17 protein-coding genes and 1 rRNA gene are annotated in these 20144 nt (G+C 41.0%); 7 read left to right on the forward strand and 11 right to left on the reverse strand.

Translation table 11 applies throughout. From position 1 onward, the window contains the following. Positions 1–192: 192 nt before the first annotated feature. From Xind_RS21895 to zur, 3 genes are all read left to right on the forward strand, one after another. Positions 193–621 carry a KilA-N domain-containing protein gene (locus tag Xind_RS21895; protein ID WP_246432615.1) on the forward strand — a complete coding sequence of 143 codons (429 nt, stop codon included), beginning with the start codon at positions 193–195 and terminating at the stop codon, positions 619–621. An 11-nt stretch (positions 622–632) separates the two neighbouring features. Beyond that, positions 633–902 (forward strand): pyocin activator PrtN family protein, encoded by a 270-nt coding sequence (locus tag Xind_RS18355; protein WP_187650766.1) that lies wholly within the window; start codon positions 633–635, stop codon positions 900–902. Between the two features lie 677 nt (positions 903–1579). After that, positions 1580–2044: a zinc uptake transcriptional repressor Zur gene (zur, locus tag Xind_RS18360; RefSeq protein WP_187650758.1), complete on the forward strand. Its 465-nt coding sequence runs from the start codon at positions 1580–1582 to the stop codon at positions 2042–2044. A 137-nt stretch (positions 2045–2181) separates the two neighbouring features. Here the strand turns inward: zur and lexA are convergent, their stop codons facing one another. Then, entirely contained in the window at positions 2182–2799 is a 618-nt protein-coding gene (gene lexA / locus Xind_RS18365; protein ID WP_047683915.1) for a transcriptional repressor LexA, read from the reverse strand. 118 nt (positions 2800–2917) lie between these two features. Continuing rightward, positions 2918–3289 (reverse strand): diacylglycerol kinase, encoded by a 372-nt coding sequence (locus Xind_RS18370; protein ID WP_187650759.1) that lies wholly within the window; start codon positions 3287–3289, stop codon positions 2918–2920. A 137-nt stretch (positions 3290–3426) separates the two neighbouring features. On the opposite strand from Xind_RS18370, the gene plsB reads away from it, so the two are divergent. Continuing rightward, a complete protein-coding gene (plsB, locus tag Xind_RS18375) occupies positions 3427–5895 on the forward strand; it encodes a glycerol-3-phosphate 1-O-acyltransferase PlsB (RefSeq protein WP_187650760.1) in 2469 nt (822 codons plus the stop codon). Positions 5896–5980: 85 nt separating this feature from the next. Here the strand turns inward: plsB and ubiA are convergent, their stop codons facing one another. From ubiA to pgi, 3 genes are all read right to left on the reverse strand, one after another. Beyond that, a complete protein-coding gene (gene ubiA, locus Xind_RS18380) occupies positions 5981–6838 on the reverse strand; it encodes a 4-hydroxybenzoate octaprenyltransferase (protein ID WP_047683926.1) in 858 nt (285 codons plus the stop codon). Positions 6839–6851: 13 nt separating this feature from the next. After that, positions 6852–7379, reverse strand: a complete 528-nt coding sequence (ubiC, locus tag Xind_RS18385; protein WP_047683929.1) for a chorismate lyase — start codon at positions 7377–7379, stop codon at positions 6852–6854. Between the two features lie 178 nt (positions 7380–7557). Beyond that, positions 7558–9204 carry a glucose-6-phosphate isomerase gene (gene pgi, locus Xind_RS18390; protein ID WP_187650761.1) on the reverse strand — a complete coding sequence of 549 codons (1647 nt, stop codon included), beginning with the start codon at positions 9202–9204 and terminating at the stop codon, positions 7558–7560. Between the two features lie 314 nt (positions 9205–9518). On the opposite strand from pgi, the gene lysC reads away from it, so the two are divergent. The 3 genes from lysC to Xind_RS18405 all read left to right on the forward strand — a co-directional run bounded on the left by lysC (position 9519) and on the right by Xind_RS18405 (position 12811). Beyond that, a complete protein-coding gene (lysC, locus tag Xind_RS18395) occupies positions 9519–10892 on the forward strand; it encodes a lysine-sensitive aspartokinase 3 (protein ID WP_187650762.1) in 1374 nt (457 codons plus the stop codon). Positions 10893–11139: 247 nt separating this feature from the next. Further along, a complete protein-coding gene (iclR, locus tag Xind_RS18400; RefSeq protein WP_047683936.1) occupies positions 11140–11970 on the forward strand; it encodes a glyoxylate bypass operon transcriptional repressor IclR in 831 nt (276 codons plus the stop codon). Positions 11971–12169: 199 nt separating this feature from the next. After that, positions 12170–12811 carry a bifunctional 4-hydroxy-2-oxoglutarate aldolase/2-dehydro-3-deoxy-phosphogluconate aldolase gene (locus Xind_RS18405; RefSeq protein ID WP_187650763.1) on the forward strand — a complete coding sequence of 214 codons (642 nt, stop codon included), beginning with the start codon at positions 12170–12172 and terminating at the stop codon, positions 12809–12811. 173 nt (positions 12812–12984) lie between these two features. Here Xind_RS18405 and Xind_RS18410 read toward each other — a convergent pair whose 3' ends face one another. The 6 genes from Xind_RS18410 to rrf form a co-directional block, all read right to left on the reverse strand. Further along, positions 12985–13545 carry a hypothetical protein gene (locus tag Xind_RS18410; RefSeq protein WP_047683941.1) on the reverse strand — a complete coding sequence of 187 codons (561 nt, stop codon included), beginning with the start codon at positions 13543–13545 and terminating at the stop codon, positions 12985–12987. 243 nt (positions 13546–13788) lie between these two features. Then, complete coding sequence (gene aceK / locus Xind_RS18415; RefSeq protein ID WP_187650764.1) at positions 13789–15525, reverse strand: bifunctional isocitrate dehydrogenase kinase/phosphatase; 1737 nt, start codon at positions 15523–15525, stop codon at positions 13789–13791. A 74-nt stretch (positions 15526–15599) separates the two neighbouring features. Then, on the reverse strand, positions 15600–16907 hold the full coding sequence (gene aceA, locus Xind_RS18420) for an isocitrate lyase (RefSeq protein WP_047683947.1): 1308 nt from the start codon (positions 16905–16907) through the stop codon (positions 15600–15602). Positions 16908–16971: 64 nt separating this feature from the next. Next, complete coding sequence (aceB, locus tag Xind_RS18425) at positions 16972–18570, reverse strand: malate synthase A (RefSeq protein WP_187650765.1); 1599 nt, start codon at positions 18568–18570, stop codon at positions 16972–16974. A gap of 303 nt (positions 18571–18873) precedes the next feature. Continuing rightward, on the reverse strand, positions 18874–19803 hold the full coding sequence (metA, locus tag Xind_RS18430) for a homoserine O-acetyltransferase MetA (protein WP_047683952.1): 930 nt from the start codon (positions 19801–19803) through the stop codon (positions 18874–18876). Positions 19804–19992: 189 nt separating this feature from the next. Next, positions 19993–20108 (reverse strand): 5S ribosomal RNA (gene rrf / locus Xind_RS18435). Positions 20109–20144 lie beyond the last annotated feature (36 nt).

The following is a 20144-nucleotide window of genomic DNA, read 5'->3' on the forward strand; positions in this document are numbered from 1 at the left end:
TTTTGTGACAGATAAGATAGTACCAGGCTTGCAGCAAATGGGATTCCCAGAATCGGATATCGAAGTACTCATCACCAATGACTAACGAATTCGAGAATGAAAGGAGGGCGCGCGCCCTCCTCTGCCACCCGCACCCAAAGTGGCAGATGTGAAGATAACTCCGAAGAAAGGCAAAAAGGGGAAGAGGAAATAATGAAAGGCAAATTGTTACCCGTGGTTGTCGGCGTTGAAATTCCTCTTGATGAATTCAGGCGCTACAACCTGAATACATTGCATAAGGCCAGTGGTACTGGTTCGAATAAAGCTCCGAATCAGTGGCTAAGAACCAAGCAAGCTCAAGAGTTGATCAATGAACTTGAGTCTAACTCATTGAAAAATATTCAGACTGCATATTTGCAGTCTGATCTAAAAGCAGTCAAGGAAGAAGAAATCGCTGCGCTGGTTATCGACGTGATGAATGGAGTGCCTGATCAGGTTCCCTACAACGAAAGACCAAAGAAATTGGAGGATATTCTCACTACGGAACTGAACGGCATTATTTTTGATGCAACATGGGAAAGAAAAGCAACACCGGCGAAAGTGGCTAAGGTGATTTTGGGAAATGGGTATCAGAAAGGATAGAATAAATGAAAATGAACACGGCATTCTTATTATTGGCGGAGTTTGAAACTTCGCAAATTCCTTTGTCGTCCATAGCAGAAAGATACCTCAGCATGAGTCCTGGAACTGCGGAACGCAAAGCAAATGAAGGGAAACTGAATATTCCTACATATAAATTAACTGACAGCCAAAAATCACCGCGAATTGTTCATGTAAATGATCTGGCTGCATACATTGATAAGCAAAGAGAGCTTGCCGAAAAAGAAGTAGAGAGAATGCGGGCTAAAAGAAAAGCAAATTAACAAAGAAAGCATCAAAACCACCGGGTGCTATTTTCATTTCAGCACCCCAATAGCACCCCGAAATCATATAATTATTTGATTTATATAATCAATATATCCCATCCAACATGGGCGCAACGGAGAAGCGGGAAGGTTTGAATTTCCTTGTATCCTTTGATATTACAGTGAATTTACTACATTTTTGTGTCTGTATATTTTCGTGCATTTTAGGCTATTTTGAGATTATCAGTACGCCATCCAGTACACCACACCAAATGGTGTACTGATGCCTGAGAGGTAAATAATGGCCTACTATACCATAGAAAAACCATAGAAAAGCGCCCTCACGCAGATAGCACTTAAGAAGAGCTGAGGTTAATTAAAACAATAACAAATAATACTTATTTTTTATTAGAATACGATTCTGAAATATTTTTATTTATCATACTTAAAAAGTCATAATTAAAGTCTATTTCAATAGTTCTACAGAAAATTGGTATTGTTATTACTGGCTTAGCTATTTGGTAAATAACCCAATTTAACAGTCGTAGTCTCTACCCAAAAACCAAGAAAACTAATTTATTAATTAATAATCAAAAAGAATGATAGGGACATGGCCATTAAGTAGATTTCAGCTATGAATTGAAAAAACATGATAACATTACAACCATTGGCATATGCTGAGTGTGAAGAATGTAATGAAAACTATCAACCAAAAAAAGTTACTGACACGGGCTGAGGCAATCTGCCTGTCACGAGGGGTTCGTTTGACACCTCAACGCCTTGAAATTCTGCGTTTAATTTCAGCACAACCAGGTGCAATAAGTGCCTATGATTTGCTGGATCTGCTTCGTGAAGTTGAGCCACAGGCAAAGCCACCAACGGTCTATCGTGGGTTGGAGTTTTTACTGGAACAAGGCTTTGTCCACAAAATAGAATCTACGAATAGCTATGTGATTTGTCATCACTTTGAAGAACCTTGTCATACATCAGCTATGTTTCTTTGCGATAACTGCGGTTCTGTTACCGAACGGGATGCTAAATATATTGAATCAGCTATACAAAATTTAGCGCAAGATGCAGGATTTCATCTGCGGCATAGTGTGATAGAAGTTCACGGCTTGTGCTCTTACTGCCATGAAATGAATACCTGTACGGAATAAGTTTTAAAATCCGTTTTATTAGGCGGTCATCACTGATAAGTTTATTAATTTCCAAATTCCCAGATAATCGTTTGATTCGCTGGGATAATGAAAAATGACCGCCCAAAATGGCAAAGTGTAATTATTCGCTTTTACAATCAGAACCAATCCCCGTTACGAATAACACCAACTGCCAATCCTTCAATGGTAAAATTCTGTTCGCGTAAATCCACAACAATAGGCTCAAATTCAGGATTCTCAGCAATCAGTTCAATTCTGTTTCCTGTTTGTTTGAAGCGTTTTACTGTGACTTCATCTTCAATCCGTGCCACGATAACCTGCCCGTTATGAACATCCTGCGTTTTATGCACAGCAAGCAAATCACCATCCATAATACCGATATCTTTCATTGACATACCGCGAACACGCAATAGAAAATCAGCATTTGGTTTAAATAATTCCGGATCCACCTTGTAATGGCTTTCGATGTGTTCCTGAGCCAATAGTGGTTCACCAGCAGCAACACGACCGATTAGTGGTAATCCCGTACCTTCATCTTCCTCTTCAAGCAGCAAACGGATACCTCTGGAAGCACCAGCGACAATTTCTATCACCCCTTTACGCGCCAGTGCCTTTAAATGCTCTTCTGCTGCGTTAGGTGAACGAAAACCAAGGCGTGCTGCAATCTCAGCACGTGTCGGTGGCATACCCGTTTGCGAAATATGGTCACGCACCAAATCATAAACCTGTTGCTGCCTGGCAGTTAATGCTTTCATTTCGCCCCCTGTTTGTTTATACAGTCTGACTGTGAGTATATACAGCTAAAATTGAATTGGGAACCTGTCAGAATGTAAAAGCCGCTAAATAACGAATTTTGACGAAAAATAAATCACCTTAGCGTATAAAATGCGACCCAATGATTGTTACCCAGATGAACAGTGCCAAAATAACAGCTAAAAATACTGCGGCAGAGCCCATATCTTTTGCTCGCCCTGACAATTCGTGATATTCACTGCCAATTCGATCAACCACGGCCTCAATTGCACTGTTTAGCACTTCAACAAGAACCACCAATACGACAGAGCTAATGAGAAAAAGTCTTTCAAGAATGCCAAAATCAAATGAAAATACCACAATAATCGCTAAGATAGCTAAAATTACCTCTTGTCGAAATGCAGCCTCATTCTGCCACGCGGCTTTAATACCTTTTGCTGAATATCCCATCGCTTTAATAATACGGTTCAAGCCTGTTGATTGATTCGCCATAAAAATTTTCTTCAATAATCATAATAGTTTTAAGATAATATAACTTTTAGTTCTTATTATTATCTTATTTCCACAGATCTCAAAATCTGTTTCTGGTATGCTTGCGACGCATTGCTAATAAGAGGCTTAAAGCAGTTATGTCAGCTTGGCGTAAAATATATTACAAGTTATTGAATTTACCGATAAAAATTTTAGTAAAAAGTAAGCTTATTCCAACGGCTCCCATTCAAGAATTGAGTCTTGATACGACACGGCCTATTTTGTATGTGCTTCCGTATCATTCAAAAGCCGACTTATTGACCCTGCGTCAACAATGTCTGGCTCAAGATCTACCAGATCCCTTAACCCCTTTGGATATTGATGATGCACAGCTCCCAAGTTGTGTTTTTATTGATGACGGCCCACGAGTGTTTCGCTGTTATGCGCCTAAGCATGAGTCTGTAAGGATTTTTCATTCTTATCTGGACTTACATCGCAATAACCCTAATCTGGATATTCAGATGGTGCCCGTTTCCGTGATGTTTGGACGTTCTCCTGGACGTGAAGGGCAAGAAACAAATACAGCACCACAGTTACGCCTTCTCAATGGGATCCAGAAGTTTTTTGCAATCCTGTGGCTCGGTCGGGATAGTTTTGTACGTTTCTCTACGCCTGTTTCATTGCGCAGTATCGCCGATGAGCATGGTACGGATACGATTATTGCCAATAAACTTGCCCGTGTTGCACGGATCCACTATTCCCGTCAACGTCTGGCAGCAGTCGGGCCACGTTTACCTGCCCGACAGGATCTGTTCAGAAAGTTACTGGCATCCAAAGCCATTGAAAAAGCCATTACCGATGAAGCCCGTAGCAAGAAAATCTCGCCAGAGAAAGCAAAACAGAACGCTATCAATATGCTGGAAGAGATTGCAGCGGATTTCTCCTATGAAACTGTACGCATAACAGACCGTGTTTTGAGCTGGACGTGGAACCGCCTCTATCAGGGCATCAATGTCCATAATGCCGAACGGACCCGCCAATTGGCTCAAGATGGTCATGAGCTGGTCTATGTTCCATGTCATCGCAGCCATATGGATTATTTGCTGCTTTCTTACGTGCTTTATCATCAGGGGCTAGTTCCACCACATATTGCAGCCGGTATTAACCTGAATTTCTGGCCAGCAGGGCCAATATTCCGCCGCCTGGGTGCGTTCTTTATCCGCCGCACTTTTAAAGGCAACAAACTCTATTCGACAATTTTCCGCGAATATTTGGGAGAACTGTTTTCTCGTGGTTATTCTGTTGAATATTTTGTCGAAGGAGGACGTTCCCGGACAGGCCGCCTGCTCGATCCGAAAACCGGTACACTTTCGATGACATTACAGGCAATGCTGCGCGGAGAATCACGCCCCATCACCGTTGTGCCAATCTATATCGGTTATGAACATGTGATGGAGGTCGCAACTTATGCCAAAGAGTTACGGGGCGCAACTAAAGAAAAAGAAGGGTTTTTCCAGATGGTTCGTGGGTTACGTAAACTACGTAATCTGGGGCAAGGGTATGTGAACTTTGGCGAACCAATCCCATTAATACAATATCTGAATCAGCATGTTCCGGAATGGCGTGATTCTATCGATCCAATAGAAGCGCAGCGCCCGGCATGGTTAACACCAACGGTTAGTAAGCTGGCTGGCAATATTATGGTTAACATCAATAACGCCGCAGCCGCAAATGCAATTAACTTATGTAGCACGGCCTTATTGTCATCACGCCAGCGAGCGCTTACTCGTGAACAGTTGATTGAGCAATTAGACTGCTATATGCAATTGTTGCGCTATGCTTCTTACGCAAATGATGTCACAGTACCGAACAAAACAGCGGAAGAACTGTTGGATCATGCTTTACGGATGAATAAATTTGAGGTCGAAAAAGACAGTCTTGGGGATATTATTATTCTGCCTCGCGAAAATGCGGTATTGATGACCTATTATCGCAACAATATCCAACATCTGTTGATCCTGCCATCTTTGATTTCCAGCATTGTGATGCATCACCGCCGTATCAGCCGCAGTGAGTTGCTTAGGCAGGTACAACTGATTTATCCTCTACTTAAGCAAGAACTTTTCATGCGCTATAGCAAGAAAGAGTTGCCTGATGTGGTTAATACATTAATTGATGAACTGGCGCGTCAATGTCTGATTTGTAATAAAGAGCAGGAGATACTGGTACTCAATCCTGCGCGTATCCGTCCATTACAATTGCTGGCAGCAGGTATCCGGGAAACATTACAACGCTATGCTATTACGCTTTCTCTATTGAATGCAACTCCCGATATCAGTCGAGGTACATTGGAAAAAGAGAGCCGGATGCTGGCGCAACGTTTATCAGTGCTACATGGAATCAATGCGCCGGAATTCTTTGATAAAGCGGTTTTTGCTTGCTCAGTGAATACGCTGCGTGAAGAAGGATATATCCACGATAGTGGTAACATGGTCACCATAAGTGCCCATGCTCTTTATCAGGTATTGAGTGAGTTAATGTCTCCAGAGATCCGTCTGACTATTGAGAGTGTCAGCATGCCTCCTGAGTACAATGACCAAAAACCAGCAGATGAAAATCAGAAATAACGCTTTGACATTCTGAATAGAATTGCTCTTAAGTTGATCGTTCTGAAAAAGAGAAGATTAACGGGCGGTGCTAGCGCCCGTTCTCTTAAAAAACATAACTGAAAAGAATACCGAGGAACAAAATAAAACCAACGTAATTGTTGTTCATGAATGCCTGAAAACAAGACTCCCGCTGACGATCAGAAATCAATTTTTGTTGATAGATGAAGAGCGCTCCTGCCAATAATACTGTCCAGTAATACATTCCCCCTAAATTCACTATGCATCCAACCGATACGAGAATTACCAGCATAACAAATTGCAAAGTACCAATGATTAACTTATCAAAGCGCCCAAACAGTACTGCCGTTGATTTTACACCGATTTTCAGATCATCATCACGATCCACCATTGCATACTGAGTATCATAGATTACAGACCAGATTATGTTCGCCAGAAATAATAACCAACACTGTAATGGTAAAGACTCACTTACTGCTGCGAAAGCCATAGGAATTGACCAGCCATAAGCTGCACCCAACACAACTTGTGGCAAGTTGCTGATCCGTTTAACGAAAGGGTAAATCCATGCCAATCCCAACGCGACAAAGGATAAAGCAATCGTCATTTTATTCAGTGTCAATACAAGCGCAAAAGAGATCAACACAAGTGTGGCAAACAAAATTTTGCACTCTTTTTCGCTGATATCACCACTGGGGAGCGGACGAAATTTTGTCCGTTCAACATGCCCGTCAAATTTCCTATCAGCGAAATCATTAATACAACATCCAGCCGCCCGCATGAAAAAGATACCCAGAGTGAAAACCAGCAAGATATGTAAGTTCGGCATACCTTTTGCTGCTATCCATAATGCCCAATAGGTTGGCCATAATAACAATAATATGCCAATGGGTTTATCGATACGCATTAAACGGCAATAGGCGCGCCATTTACTTCGCGTCATACTAACCTCCAATCTATTTCTCCCTTTTCATATTATTTATTTTATATACAGGTGATTCCGGCAAAAAAACTTCTGTAAGTAGTAGAGGCTTCTTTGATAACCGCAGCAAAGAGCGCCGTGCCCAACGCTGTCCTTGTTGACCTATTTGAATATAATCCCGTGTCAGATTATTGCCACTAAACAGGTAGCGCCCAAGTGGAACAGTTCCAACATCCACCAGCTTTTTGTCTGGTCCTGTTAATGTTTCCTCAGGGACTACTGTACGCCCCAATAACCACGGAATATTATCCCCGTATAAGACAATTTCACGTAACCAATACTTTTCACTTACAGGTAAATGCTCACTTTCATCACCAATATCTGCTGTTGTAATGAAACATTCCCGAAATGGCGCAACTGTTACATGATGGCAATGTTGTTCAAAACGATGTGTCATTGAACCGACTTCCATCAGCCAGTCTAAAATATTTTCCGGAGTATTGATCTCATCAGCCGAAAACCAGTGAATAGGTGTAGAAGTTAATATTGTGTCATCTGCCATGTCATTTTCCAATTGCGGAGAACATCAATTTCTCCGACAGCACAACGAATGGAGTGTGAGGATAGCATGTTGCAGACTAATAAAATAAAAAGTTGATAACAAATTATGGAAATTAAAAAATGTCCCCCCGATATATGGTGTTATTGGGGGGTAAAATTAAATAAAATAGAAAATCAGATTAACGCCACTCTTTAAAACGGTTAATGAGACCATTTGTAGAACTGTCATGGCTATTCACAACTTCTGTCCCCTGCAATTCAGGCAGAATACGGTTCGCCAATTGTTTGCCCAGTTCCACTCCCCATTGATCGAATGAGAATATATTCAGAATTGCCCCCTGAACAAAGATCTTGTGTTCATACATTGCCATTAATGCGCCCAGAGTGAATGGTGTAATTTCACGCAACAGGATTGAGTTGGTTGGGCGGTTACCTTCAAACACTTTAAACGGCACAATATTGGCTACATCCTGTGCACTCTTCCCGACAGCAGCAAATTCGGCTTCCACCTGCGCCTGAGTTTTACCAAAAGCCAGCGCTTCAGTTTGTGCGAAAAAGTTAGATAGCAGTTTGCTGTGATGATCAGCAACCGGATTATGACTCATTGCAGGTGCTATAAAATCACATGGAATAAGTTTCGTACCCTGATGGATAAGCTGGTAGAAGGCATGTTGACCATTTGTACCCGGCTCTCCCCAGATAATCGGCCCAGTCTGATAATTTACCGGATTACCATTGCGGTCAATATACTTACCGTTTGATTCCATATTTCCCTGCTGGAAGTATGCAGCAAAACGGTGCATGTATTGATCATAAGGCAGAATCGCTTCAGTTTCTGCGCCAAAAAAATTGTTATACCAGATGCCAATCAGCGCTAACAGAACAGGAATGTTTTGTTCAGGTGCGGTCTGCTCAAAGTGTTTATCCATAGCATAAGCACCACTCAGCAACTGCTCGAAGTTATCATAACCAATGGAAAGTGCAATGGATAAGCCTATTGCAGACCAGAGGGAATAACGGCCACCGACCCAATCCCAGAATTCAAACATGTTTTGTGGATCAATGCCGAATTTGCTGACTTCCTTCTCATTAGTTGAAAGCGCGGCAAAATGTTTAGCCACATATGCTTCATCACCTGCACTTTGCAGGAACCAGTGACGGGCAGAATGAGCATTAGTCATCGTTTCCTGTGTGGTAAAGGTCTTGGAGGCAATCAGGAATAGCGTGGTTTCTGGAGCCAAAGATTTCAATGTCTCCGCAATATGGGTTCCATCCACATTGGAAACAAAGTGCATATTGAGGTGGTTCTTATAGGCTTTCAGCGCCTCAGTCACCATATATGGGCCGAGATCGGAGCCGCCAATACCAATGTTTACTACATCAGTAATCGCTTTACCGGTATAGCCTTTCCACTCTCCACCAATGATACGATCACTGAACGATTTCATTTTTTCCAGCACTGTATTCACCTGCGGCATAACATCTTCCCCATCTACGTAAATTGGAGAATTACTGCGGTTACGCAGAGCAATGTGCAGCACAGCACGATCTTCAGTACGGTTAATCTTTTCACCGGAAAACATACTATGGATAGCACCAGATAAATCCGTTTCTTTCGCCAATGTCTGTAATTTTTCCAATGTTTCCGCAGTAATACGGTTTTTGGAGTAATCCACCAGAATCTGATCGTCAAACGTTGCAGAGAATGTCGCAAAACGCGCCTTATCCTGTTCAAACAGATCTCGTAAGTGAACACTCTTCATCTGTTCAAAATGCTGTTGCAATACTTTCCAAGCTTCGGTCTGGCTAGGGTTGATGTTTTTCATGAATGATGCTCTCTATCAACTGTAGATAAACAATAGGAATGCATAGAATTGTAACAAGTTAATGCTGTGATGGATCTCTTTTTCCTTTTACTGACTGATATTGGTCAAAATAAGTCATTATTTCCAGCTCTAATTGCTTATCCCCTTCAAATTCGACATCCATTGGACATATAGGCAAAAACGATAATTTCATTCTGATCATGAAAGATATTGATGCTTAATTCTCAAGCATTGACTCAACAAAGCGAACCCGATATTTCTAACCTTCTATTTCTAAACTAACTCTCTATTCCTAAAACAGAAGGCTATCATCCATGAGTGCAGTATCTTCTCCCTACTCGCAGTATATTGTTGCAAAATTCGGTGGTACCAGTGTGGCAGACTTTGATGCCATGAATAACTGTGCTGATATTATTTTGGCAAACAGAGATGTTCGTGTAGTCGTTTTATCAGCTTCCGCTGGTGTAACTAATTTATTGGTCACATTAGCATCTGGTTGCGATAACGATAAACGGGAGAAGTGCCTGAAACAGATCCGTGATATTCAATATGCGATTGTCAAGCGGTTAAATGAAACGGCTGTGCTTAAAGAAGAGATTGAGCATTTGCTGGATAATATCACAACGTTGTCAGAAACTGCCTCACTGGCAACATCTAAGGCGTTGACTGACGAATTAGTCAGTCATGGGGAAGTCATGTCTACACTGCTGTTTGCCGAATTGTTACGTCAGCGCAATACGGATGTCGAATGGTTTGATATCCGCCGTATAATGCGTACCAATGATCAATTTGGACAAGCAGAGCCTGACACAAACCAGCTCAATATATTAGCGGCAGAACATCTTCAACCTCGCCTGAATAACACAATCGTCATTACACAAGGTTTTATCGGCAGAGAGGAAAAAGGCCGCACAACAACATTAGGACGTGGCGGCAGTGATTATTCCGCCGCCCTGCTTGGTGAAGCACTGGGCTTGCGGCGTGTCGATATCTGGACGGATGTTCCGGGGATCTACACAACCGATCCCAGAGTTGCCCCAACGGCCAAACGTATTGATAAGATTGCTTTTGATGAAGCGGCCGAGATGGCAACATTCGGTGCCAAAATCCTCCATCCAGCTACCCTATTGCCAGCCATCCGCAGTGGTATTCCTGTTTTCGTTGGTTCGAGTAAAAAACCGCAGGCTGGCGGTACACTGGTTTGCGACAAAACGAAAAATCCACCTCGCTTTCGGGCATTGGCATTGCGGCGTAAACAAACTTTATTAACCCTGCATAGCCTGAAAATGTTACATGCAAGAGGTTTTCTGGCAGAAGTTTTTACCCTGCTCTCACGTCATAATATTTCGGTGGATTTGATTACCACTTCAGAAGTAAGTGTTGCTTTGACACTGGATACCACAGGTTCCACCAGCACGAATGGCAGTTTGCTGACCAATGCCTTGCTGACTGAGCTTTCAACATTATGTCGTGTGGAAGTTGAAGAAGATTTGGCACTGGTAGCAATTATCGGCAATAAACTTTCACAGGCCAAAGGATTAGGAAAAGAGATTTTTGGCCCCCTGAAATCCTTTAATATCCGTATGATCAGCTATGGAGCAAGTAGCCATAATGTTTGTCTGCTCGTGCCCGGCAAAGATGCAGAACAGATAATTCAGACACTTCATCGTAATCTGTTTGAAGATTGAAGTTCAAAGATTGATCAACATATTAACTATATGATGTAATATAATCTCATCCCATTATGGGATGAGATTACACCTTCAACGCTCATACTTAACGCCCATACTTCCTCTCTCTCTAAAAGTAATTTTTACCTCTACTCATCGGATGTGTTTTTTTCCTCTTTATCATCCATAATAAGAAAACGAAAATAAATTCCATTTTTTCTACCACAGTCATGCTGTAATTAGAGAATAATCTAGAGGGAATCTTATGAGCTCCGCCATTGCCAGCAAACGTACCAAGAAAACTAAAATGACAACCGGTAGTGCCGTTGCAAGCGGTCAGGTTCAATCCTTAAGCCGAGGTCTGTCCCTTTTGGAATATATTTCTGATTCACAAAGTGGAGTCGCATTGACTGACCTTGCTATTCAGGCTGGCCTTCCCAATTCTACCACTCACCGCCTTTTGACCACATTACAGCAGCATGGTTTTGTTCGTCAGATTGGCGATCTGGGATTGTGGGTAATTGCATCACATGCTTTTGTTGTTGGTAGCAGCTTTCTGCAAAGCCGCAATCTGATGGTATTAGTTCACCCGATTCTACGCCAACTAATGGAAGATTCGGGTGAAACCGTCAATCTTGCTATTTTCAATATTGATGAGTATGAAGCAGTGATTGTTGATCAAGTGCAGTGTAATGCACTAATGCGGATGTCCGCCCCAATTGGCGGCCAGTTACCGATGCACGCATCCGGGGCAGGTAAAGCGCTCCTTTCCACACTGTCTGAACAAAAGTGCCTACAATTACTGCATAAAAAAGGATTACACGCCTATACACAACATACTCATACCACAGCAGCCGCGTTGAAAGAAAATCTTGAACAAATTCGTAAGCAGGGTTTTTCATTTGATGATGAAGAACACGCCCTTGGGTTACGCTGTATTGCTGCCTGCATTTATGATGAGCATCACGAGGCTTTTGCCGCTATTTCTATCTCCGGCCCAATATCGCGCATCTCTGATGATCGAGTCACTGAACTTGGTGCTCTTGTTATGCGAGCGGCAAAAGAGGTTAGTCGGGAGTATGGAGGAATTAAGTGAAATTTCACTTTGTTACGACAAAGCGAATATCAACCAGATGAAATGGTCATTGAAATCATGGGATTATAATCACCAGGTTCTTCTGTCCATCCTGATATGTCATGACGTGATGCCTTGAAGCAAGAGCCATGGTTCAGTGACATTTTTATAATTAGGGAGTTTAAATCCCTACTGCCTGATTTGACGAGAGAAACTGCTAATGAATAACTGGAAAACATCTGCAGAAAACATCTTGACCGATGGCCCTGTCGTCCCTGTCATTGTAATCAATGAAATTGAACATGCTGTACCATTAGCAAAAGCGCTGGTTGCCGGTGGAATACGCGTATTGGAAGTCACCCTGAGAACTGAATGCGCACTGGCAGCTATTCGTCTTATTGCCAGGGAAGTTCCTGAAGCAATTATCGGTGCTGGAACAGTCATTAATCCAAAACAACTGGCAGCCGTCACTGAAGCTGGTGCTCAGTTTGCCATTAGTCCGGGATTGACTGATGAGTTGTTAAAAGCAGCGTCTACTGGTTCAATTCCTCTTATTCCGGGGATCTCTACAGTCTCTGAATTAATGCTAGGTATGAGCTATGGTTTAAACTGCTTCAAATTCTTTCCGGCAGAAGCAAATGGTGGTGTAAAAGCCCTGAAAGCTATTGCTGGCCCATTCCCACAGGTACGTTTCTGTCCAACTGGCGGTATTTCCCCTGAAAATTATCGTGATTATCTGGCATTAGATAGTGTTCTATGCATTGGTGGCTCGTGGTTGGTTCCAGGTGATGTATTAGAAAAAGAGGATTATGCTCAGATTACAGAACTAGCACGTACTGCTATTGCAGGCGCAAAAGCGTAATCTTTTTATCTAAAACTTAATGCGGAAATTTAAGATTAAAAAATTTCCGCATTGAGAAAATTTATCATTGTTTATCTAATATTTCCTTGAATTAATTAATTTTATTATAAGATTACTCAGATAATTTAAAATACAATCACAACTCATTTAATAAAAAGGTTCAATTTCACAATTTAGCAAATAGCTTTAGATAATGTCCATGTCCCCGTCCCATTAACTCTATTTGATAGCAAAGAAGTATAAACTTTATATACAGCACCAGGTTGATCTGCCCGCCAACAGACATCGAGAAAACCGCCATGCGTATGGTTAAAATCATTCAGCAGACGAATAATATTACCTTCACGGACTTTACCATCATGTTTATCGGTTGCTTCTGAAAAAATATGCCATATTGCAGTATCAAGGGCATGTACAGGTTTATCCGCAGTATAAACATTATAGAGTTCTGGTGATGGTGCATTCCCACTAACTCTCAGATATCCTCCATTATTTCTATAAAAATTCAATAAAAATACCGTATCACAACTGTAAACTTCCGTCCCTAAACTTTTACCTTCTGCTGATAAAATCTGCCATGAACCTGAACCAGTATCACGATTTGATGAAACAGAAGTGACAACATTATATTTTTCCCCTACTGAAGTCGACTGTCCATTAACATCAAGATAACTTCCATCAGCATAATTATTCTTAATATGTAAAATATCACCATATAAAATGACCTGAGCCATTATTTCCTCCCTAAATATTTTTATAATTGAATGATATGATGCTATTAATGGTGAAGATTATAATGATTAAATTATATATCTATAAAAAAACCTAATCTTCTTAAATAGAATCATACCATTTAAAATTGGTAAAAATATAGCCAGTCATTTTAAAATAGTATTATGTTATCACTATTTTTTATCATACAACGATACATTATCTTTATCTGTTGAAATTGTAATACCACTGATTATATTCCTTATTTAATTTATTTCAGTGCGCTGACTGAATCGCTGTCTATAGCGATAAGCAAAAACATCTTCTATATATCCATTTTTAATACGTTCCTGCAATGCTCGCCAGTAGTCTGCTTTAAATAGGTCGCTGTGGCTTTCTTCAAAATACTTTCGAATACGCTTATCACTACATAAAAAGTGTCGGAACTCTTCAGGAAAAACATCGTTAGGAGCAACGCTGTACCACGGTTCGCTGGCAAGTTCATCTTCAGGATAACGTGACGGAGGTATATCCCGAAAATTCACTTCAGTCATATAGCAGATTTCGTCATAATCGTAGAAAATTACCCGTCCATGACGGGTAACGCCAAAGTTCTTAAATAACATATCACCCGGAAAAATATTCGCTGCTGCCAACTGCTTAATCGCATTCCCATATTCCTCTACGACATCTTTCATATGAATTCCATCCACTTGTTCCATGTATATGTTCAATGGGATCATTTTCCGTTCCATATAAAGATGTTTTATCAAGATCCTGTCACCCAAGTCTTCGAGTTTCGTGGGGATCTCTTTTTGCAGTTCCTCCATTAATTCCGGGCTGACATGGCGTTTATCAATGACAAAATTCTCAAACTCCTGTGTATCAGCCATTCTTCCGACGCGATCATGCTCTTTTACCAGCCGGTAACACTCCTGAACCCGCTCCTGGGATACCTCTTTCTGTGGCGCAAATTTGTCCTTTATGACCTTAAATACACGGTCAAAGGAAGGAGAAGTGAAGACCAACATCACCATACCTTTCACCCCCGGAGCAATGGTGAATTGCTCTTGAGATGAGTTAATAAACGTCAGATATTCACGGTAATATTCTGTTTTACCGTGTTTTTGGCAACCAATGGCCATATAGAGTTCAGCCGTTGATTTGGTTGGTAAGATTTCACGCAACCACTCCACCATTGCTGCTGGCAAAGGGGCATAAACCATAAAATAAGAGCGGGCAAAACCAAAAACAATGCTGGCATCATCGTGATGAGTCAAACAAGTATCAATAAAAATTCTACCTGATTCATCATGGTGAATAGGCAATAAAAATGGATAAGTCATTGTACCCATTCTTATTTTTCCTACTAACCAGGCAGCTTTATTACGATAAAATAGTTCGTTAGCAATCTGAAATGTTGCCTGCAATAAATCGGGTCGGGGAAATGTATTCAGTAAGTACTGTGTGATGTAACCAATATCCCGCTCTAAATTTTCCCATTTCAGGCGCAACGGTAAATCATTTAAGATCGCTTGCAACATGGATTCTAGGTTACCATCAGGAAAAAAATCCCGAGACAATGGCCGCGAAATATGACGAAAGCGACACAGCGGTTGAGAAGAGAAGATAAATAAATTTTCTTGTTTCAAATTGCGGTGTTGAAACAAGCGGCAATAAACTGAGTTAAAAAAACTTTCTGCAATCTCAAAACGAGGATAATCCGGCAGTAAACAGGTATAAACAGCTTTGACCTTAGCAATATACTCTTCGTCATACTGCAATTGCAATGAACCACTGATACATTTCAATTGTTCAACCACTAAACCAACATGATGGTCATACAGGTTGATACGCTTCTTCATCGCCTGCTGTACTGCATGCCAATCTGCCTGTTCAAAACGCTGCTGTGCGCCAGAAGTGACTTCCAGAAATCGGCCATATTGTGCATCAAATCCCTGCAAAATAGTTTGTGCAACTAAGTGTGCGAAATCTGTTTCCATATTTACCACCTTAATCCGACGCGTAAAGGGGAATTCCTTACGGAATCCCCCAAAAGTGATATCAATAGATAAACTTAGAATTGCTGTTCTTCTGTTGATCCAGTCAGGGCAGTAACAGAAGATGCTCCTCCCTGAATAATCGTAGTGACTTTATCAAAATACCCTGTACCCACTTCCTGTTGATGTGAAGAGAAAGTATAACCTCGATCAAGTGCTGCAAATTCCCGCTCTTGAACTTTCTCAACATAATGTTTCATTCCTTCTCCGCGAGCATAGTCATATGCCAAATCAAACATGTTGAACCACATACTATGAATACCAGCCAAAGTGATAAACTGAAATTTATATCCCATCTCAGAAAGTTGTTCCTGGAAGCTGGCAATAGTTTTATCGTCCAGGTTCTTTTTCCAGTTAAAAGATGGAGAGCAGTTATACGCCAGTAATTTTTCTGGATATTCTGCATGAATCGCTTCTGCGAAATGACGGGCAGCCTCAATATCCGGGGTAGAAGTTTCACACCAAACAACATCTGCGTACGGTGCATAGGCCAATCCACGACTGATAGCCTGATCAATACCAGCACGGGTGCAGAAGAAGCCTTCACAAGTCCGTTCGCCAGTAATGAATTTACTGTCATAAGGATCACAGTCAGATGTCAGTAAGTCAGCAGCATCGGCATCAGTACGGGCAATAAGAAGAGTTGGAACGCCTAATACATCTGCCGCTAAACGAGCGGCTACTAATTTCTGAATGGCTTCTTGAGTCGGCACTAATACCTTGCCGCCCATATGTCCGCATTTCTTCACTGCAGCCAACTGATCTTCGAAATGAACTGCGGCAGCACCAGCTTCAATCATTGATTTCATTAATTCAAACGCATTCAAGACACCACCAAATCCGGCTTCTGCATCCGCCACAATCGGCAGAAAATAATCAATGTATTCCATGCTCTCAGGGCCAATTTCATTAGCCCATTGGATCTGATCGGCACGACGAAAGCTGTTATTGATACGCTTAATAACATTCGGGACAGAATCAACCGGATAGAGTGATTGATCAGGATACATACTGGCGGCTGTATTAGCATCAGCAGCAACCTGCCAACCAGAAAGATAAACCGCTTCAATGCCAGCTTTAGCCTGTTGAAGCGCCTGACCACCAGTCAGTGCTCCAAGTGCGTTTACATAACCTTTTTTTGATTTTCCATGCAGCAGTTCCCATAATTTGTCCGCTCCCATTTGCGCCAAAGTATGTTCAGGGTTGACTGAACCGCGTAATTTAATGACATCTTCAGCTTTATATGGACGGTTAATCCCTTTCCAGCGTGGTTTTTTCCATTCTTGTTCTAATTGAGTGATTTGTTGTGCTCGAGAAACGGTCATGATGTTTTACTTCCTATTCTTAATTAATTAGATATTAATTTATTAATCGGATATTGTTTTTACATTAATCGAGTAGTTGATAGCCCGGCAGGGTCAGAAAATCGACTAAATCATCTTGTGTGGTGATCCGTTCCATCAGGTCTGAAGCCTCCATAAATCTCCCTTGATTAAAACGCACCTCCCCCACTTCTTGTTTAATGACTACCAATTCTTCTTTCAGCATCTGGCTGAACAATTCTTTTGTTACCTTTTTACCGTTGGCAAGTGACTTTTCATGGTGTATCCATTGCCAAATAGAGGTACGAGAAATTTCCGCAGTAGCTGCATCTTCCATCAAACCATATATCGGTACACAACCATTACCTGAAACCCATGCCTCTATGTACTGGACGGCAACCCGAATATTCGCCCGCATCCCTTCCTCTGTTCTCTCTCCTAAGCTCGGTGCAAGCAGTTGTTCGGCAGTGATTGTTTCATCTTCGTCACGGGAAACCATCAGTTGATTTGGTCGATCACCTAGCTTTGCATTGAATACATCCATAGCAATATCAGCGAGGCCGGGGTGTGCGATCCATGTACCATCATGACCATTATTAGCCTCCAATTCTTTATCAGCCCTGACTTTGTCTAATACTTTCTGATTCTGTTCAGGATCTTTACTCGGTATAAATGCCGACATTCCCCCCATAGCGAATGCACCGCGTTTATGACAAGTTTTAATTAATAAACGGGAATAAGCATTCAGGAAAGGCTGTGTCATAGTGACAGACTGGCGATCAGGTAAAACACGATCAGCATGATTCTTTAATGTTTTGATATAACTGAAAATATAATCCCAGCGCCCACAATTCAGGCCAACAATGTGGTGACGTAAGTGATAGAGAATTTCGTCCATTTGGAAAACGGCAGGCAATGTCTCAATTAAGACTGTAACTTTTATCGTCCCTTTTGGCAGATTGAAATGCTCTTCCGTAAAACTGAAAACATCACTCCACCACTGCGCTTCATGGTAGCTCTGAATTTTAGGCAAATAGAAATAAGGACCACTCCCTTTTGCCAGCAACTGCTTATGATTCAAGTAAAAATAAAGGGCGAAATCAAATAATCCGCCAGAGATGGGCTCATTCTTATAAATGACGTGTTTTTCTGACAAATGTAATCCCCGGACACGAGCAATTAAAACAGCGGGATCAGGTTTCAGTTCATAATGTTTACCCTGTTCATTAGCATATGAGATTGTCCCATTAACCGCATCCCGTAAGTTAATTTGCCCATCAATAATCTTATCCCATGTTGGTGCCAGAGAATCTTCAAAATCTGCCATAAACACCTTAACATTGGCATTCAATGCATTGATGACCATTTTTCGTTCTACGGGACCGGTGATCTCCACCCGACGATCCTTAAGATCATCAGGAATACTCTGAATCTTCCAATCGCCATTTCTAATGGAAATAGTTTCCGAAATAAAATCCGGAAGCGCCCCATCATCTATTCTCTTCTGCCAATTCACTCGATCTTCTAATAATTTTCTACGTCTGTCAGAAAATCTGACAACCAAATCCTCCAAAAATTGAACAGATTCAGTTGGTAATACCTGTTTTTCAGCTTCAGAGAAAGGTTTTATAAAAGTTAACTCAGTTTCTAACACTTGCTGTACCATCCCCGATTCCTCACTTTAAAATGCTCACCCAGGTAAGAGTAATCAATATAAAAAATAAATCAAAAACCATTTCCATTATTTTAAATGGAAAATTAAATTATATTAAAATCAAAAATTTATATAAAAAACAACAAAATAAAAACCAGGAATTAGATTCCAAAATAGCTTATATGATGTTGTTAAGCTTTTGTTATATATAAGAAATGGAAAAAATGGAGATCGGCTGACAGAAAAACAGAAAATTAAAAAAATGAGAAATGACTCGCTTCAGTCAGTTCTCATTTTTCACCATTTTAAACTAATTTAATCTAAGGAAGGATTCATATAAGACAGATCATACGGCGTGATCTGATATACACAGTAATTAAGCCAATTTGAAAATAATAAATGACCGTGACTACGCCACGTTGCAACAGGCTTATTTCTTGGATCATTATTCGGAAAATAATTGGCTGGTAACGCAGGCGCTAACCCAGCAATTTGATCACGTTGATATTCTTCGGCTAATGTTCCAACATCATATTCTGGATGTCCTGTAACAAATACTAGCCTTTTATCTTTACTGGCAAACAAATAAACACCAGCTTCCTCTGAGTTAGCCAAAATGTCTAAATCTGTATGCTCACGAATAGATGATTCCGGAAAATCAGCAAAACGTGAATGAGGAGCCCAAAATGATTCATCAAATCCTCTGGTCAATAGCGCAAAAGGATCCAGGATTGTATGAGAATAAACACCTGATAGTTTAGTTGTTCGAGTATATTTTGGGAGGTTATAAAGAATATTTAACGCGGCCTGAACAGCCCAACAAACAAAAAGTGTTGAAGTCACATGGCTCTTAGCCCAATTGATAATTTTTTCAATTTCTTGCCAATAAGTCACATCTTCAAATTTTACTAACCCCAAAGGAGCACCTGTTACGATCAATCCATCAAAATTTTGGTCTTTTATGGATTCAAAATCACAATAAAAATTATCCAAATGTTCTGCTGGAGTATTTTTACATCGGTGACTGTTTATTCGCAGCAACTGAATATCAATCTGTAACGGTGAATTGGACAATAGCCTGATAAACTGATTCTCCGTTTCTATCTTCTTTGGCATAAGATTTAGCAACAATACCTTTAAGGGGCGAATATCCTGCACATTCGCCCTTGTTGATGTCATAACAAAGATATTTTCATTGCGAAGAAAATTTACTGCTGGCAGTTCATCTGGTACACGAATTGGCATTGTATGAACCTCAATTATTCCACATATATTTAGCCTTCTAGATAGCTAAATCTAACCTAAAGGTAGGGATAATGTCGAGTTCTTGTACGCAAATTGAAATTATTTCATTCTATGAAATAAGAAAAAGCAATAAAAAGATCAAACGCAAAAAAGCCATCCGGCAAAGGATGGCTTCTCTGTCAAATCAATGTCTGGCAGTGCCCTACTCTCGCATGGGGAGACCCCACACTACCATCGGCGCGACGGCGTTTCACTGCTGAGTTCGGCATGGGGTCAGGTGGGACCACCGCGCTATTGCCGCCAGACAAATCCTGTTTTCAATCCCGAACAAGCTGCCGGAC

Origin of the sequence: Xenorhabdus indica (genome assembly GCF_014467235.1) — a bacterium.
Lineage (GTDB): Bacteria > Pseudomonadota > Gammaproteobacteria > Enterobacterales > Enterobacteriaceae > Xenorhabdus > Xenorhabdus indica.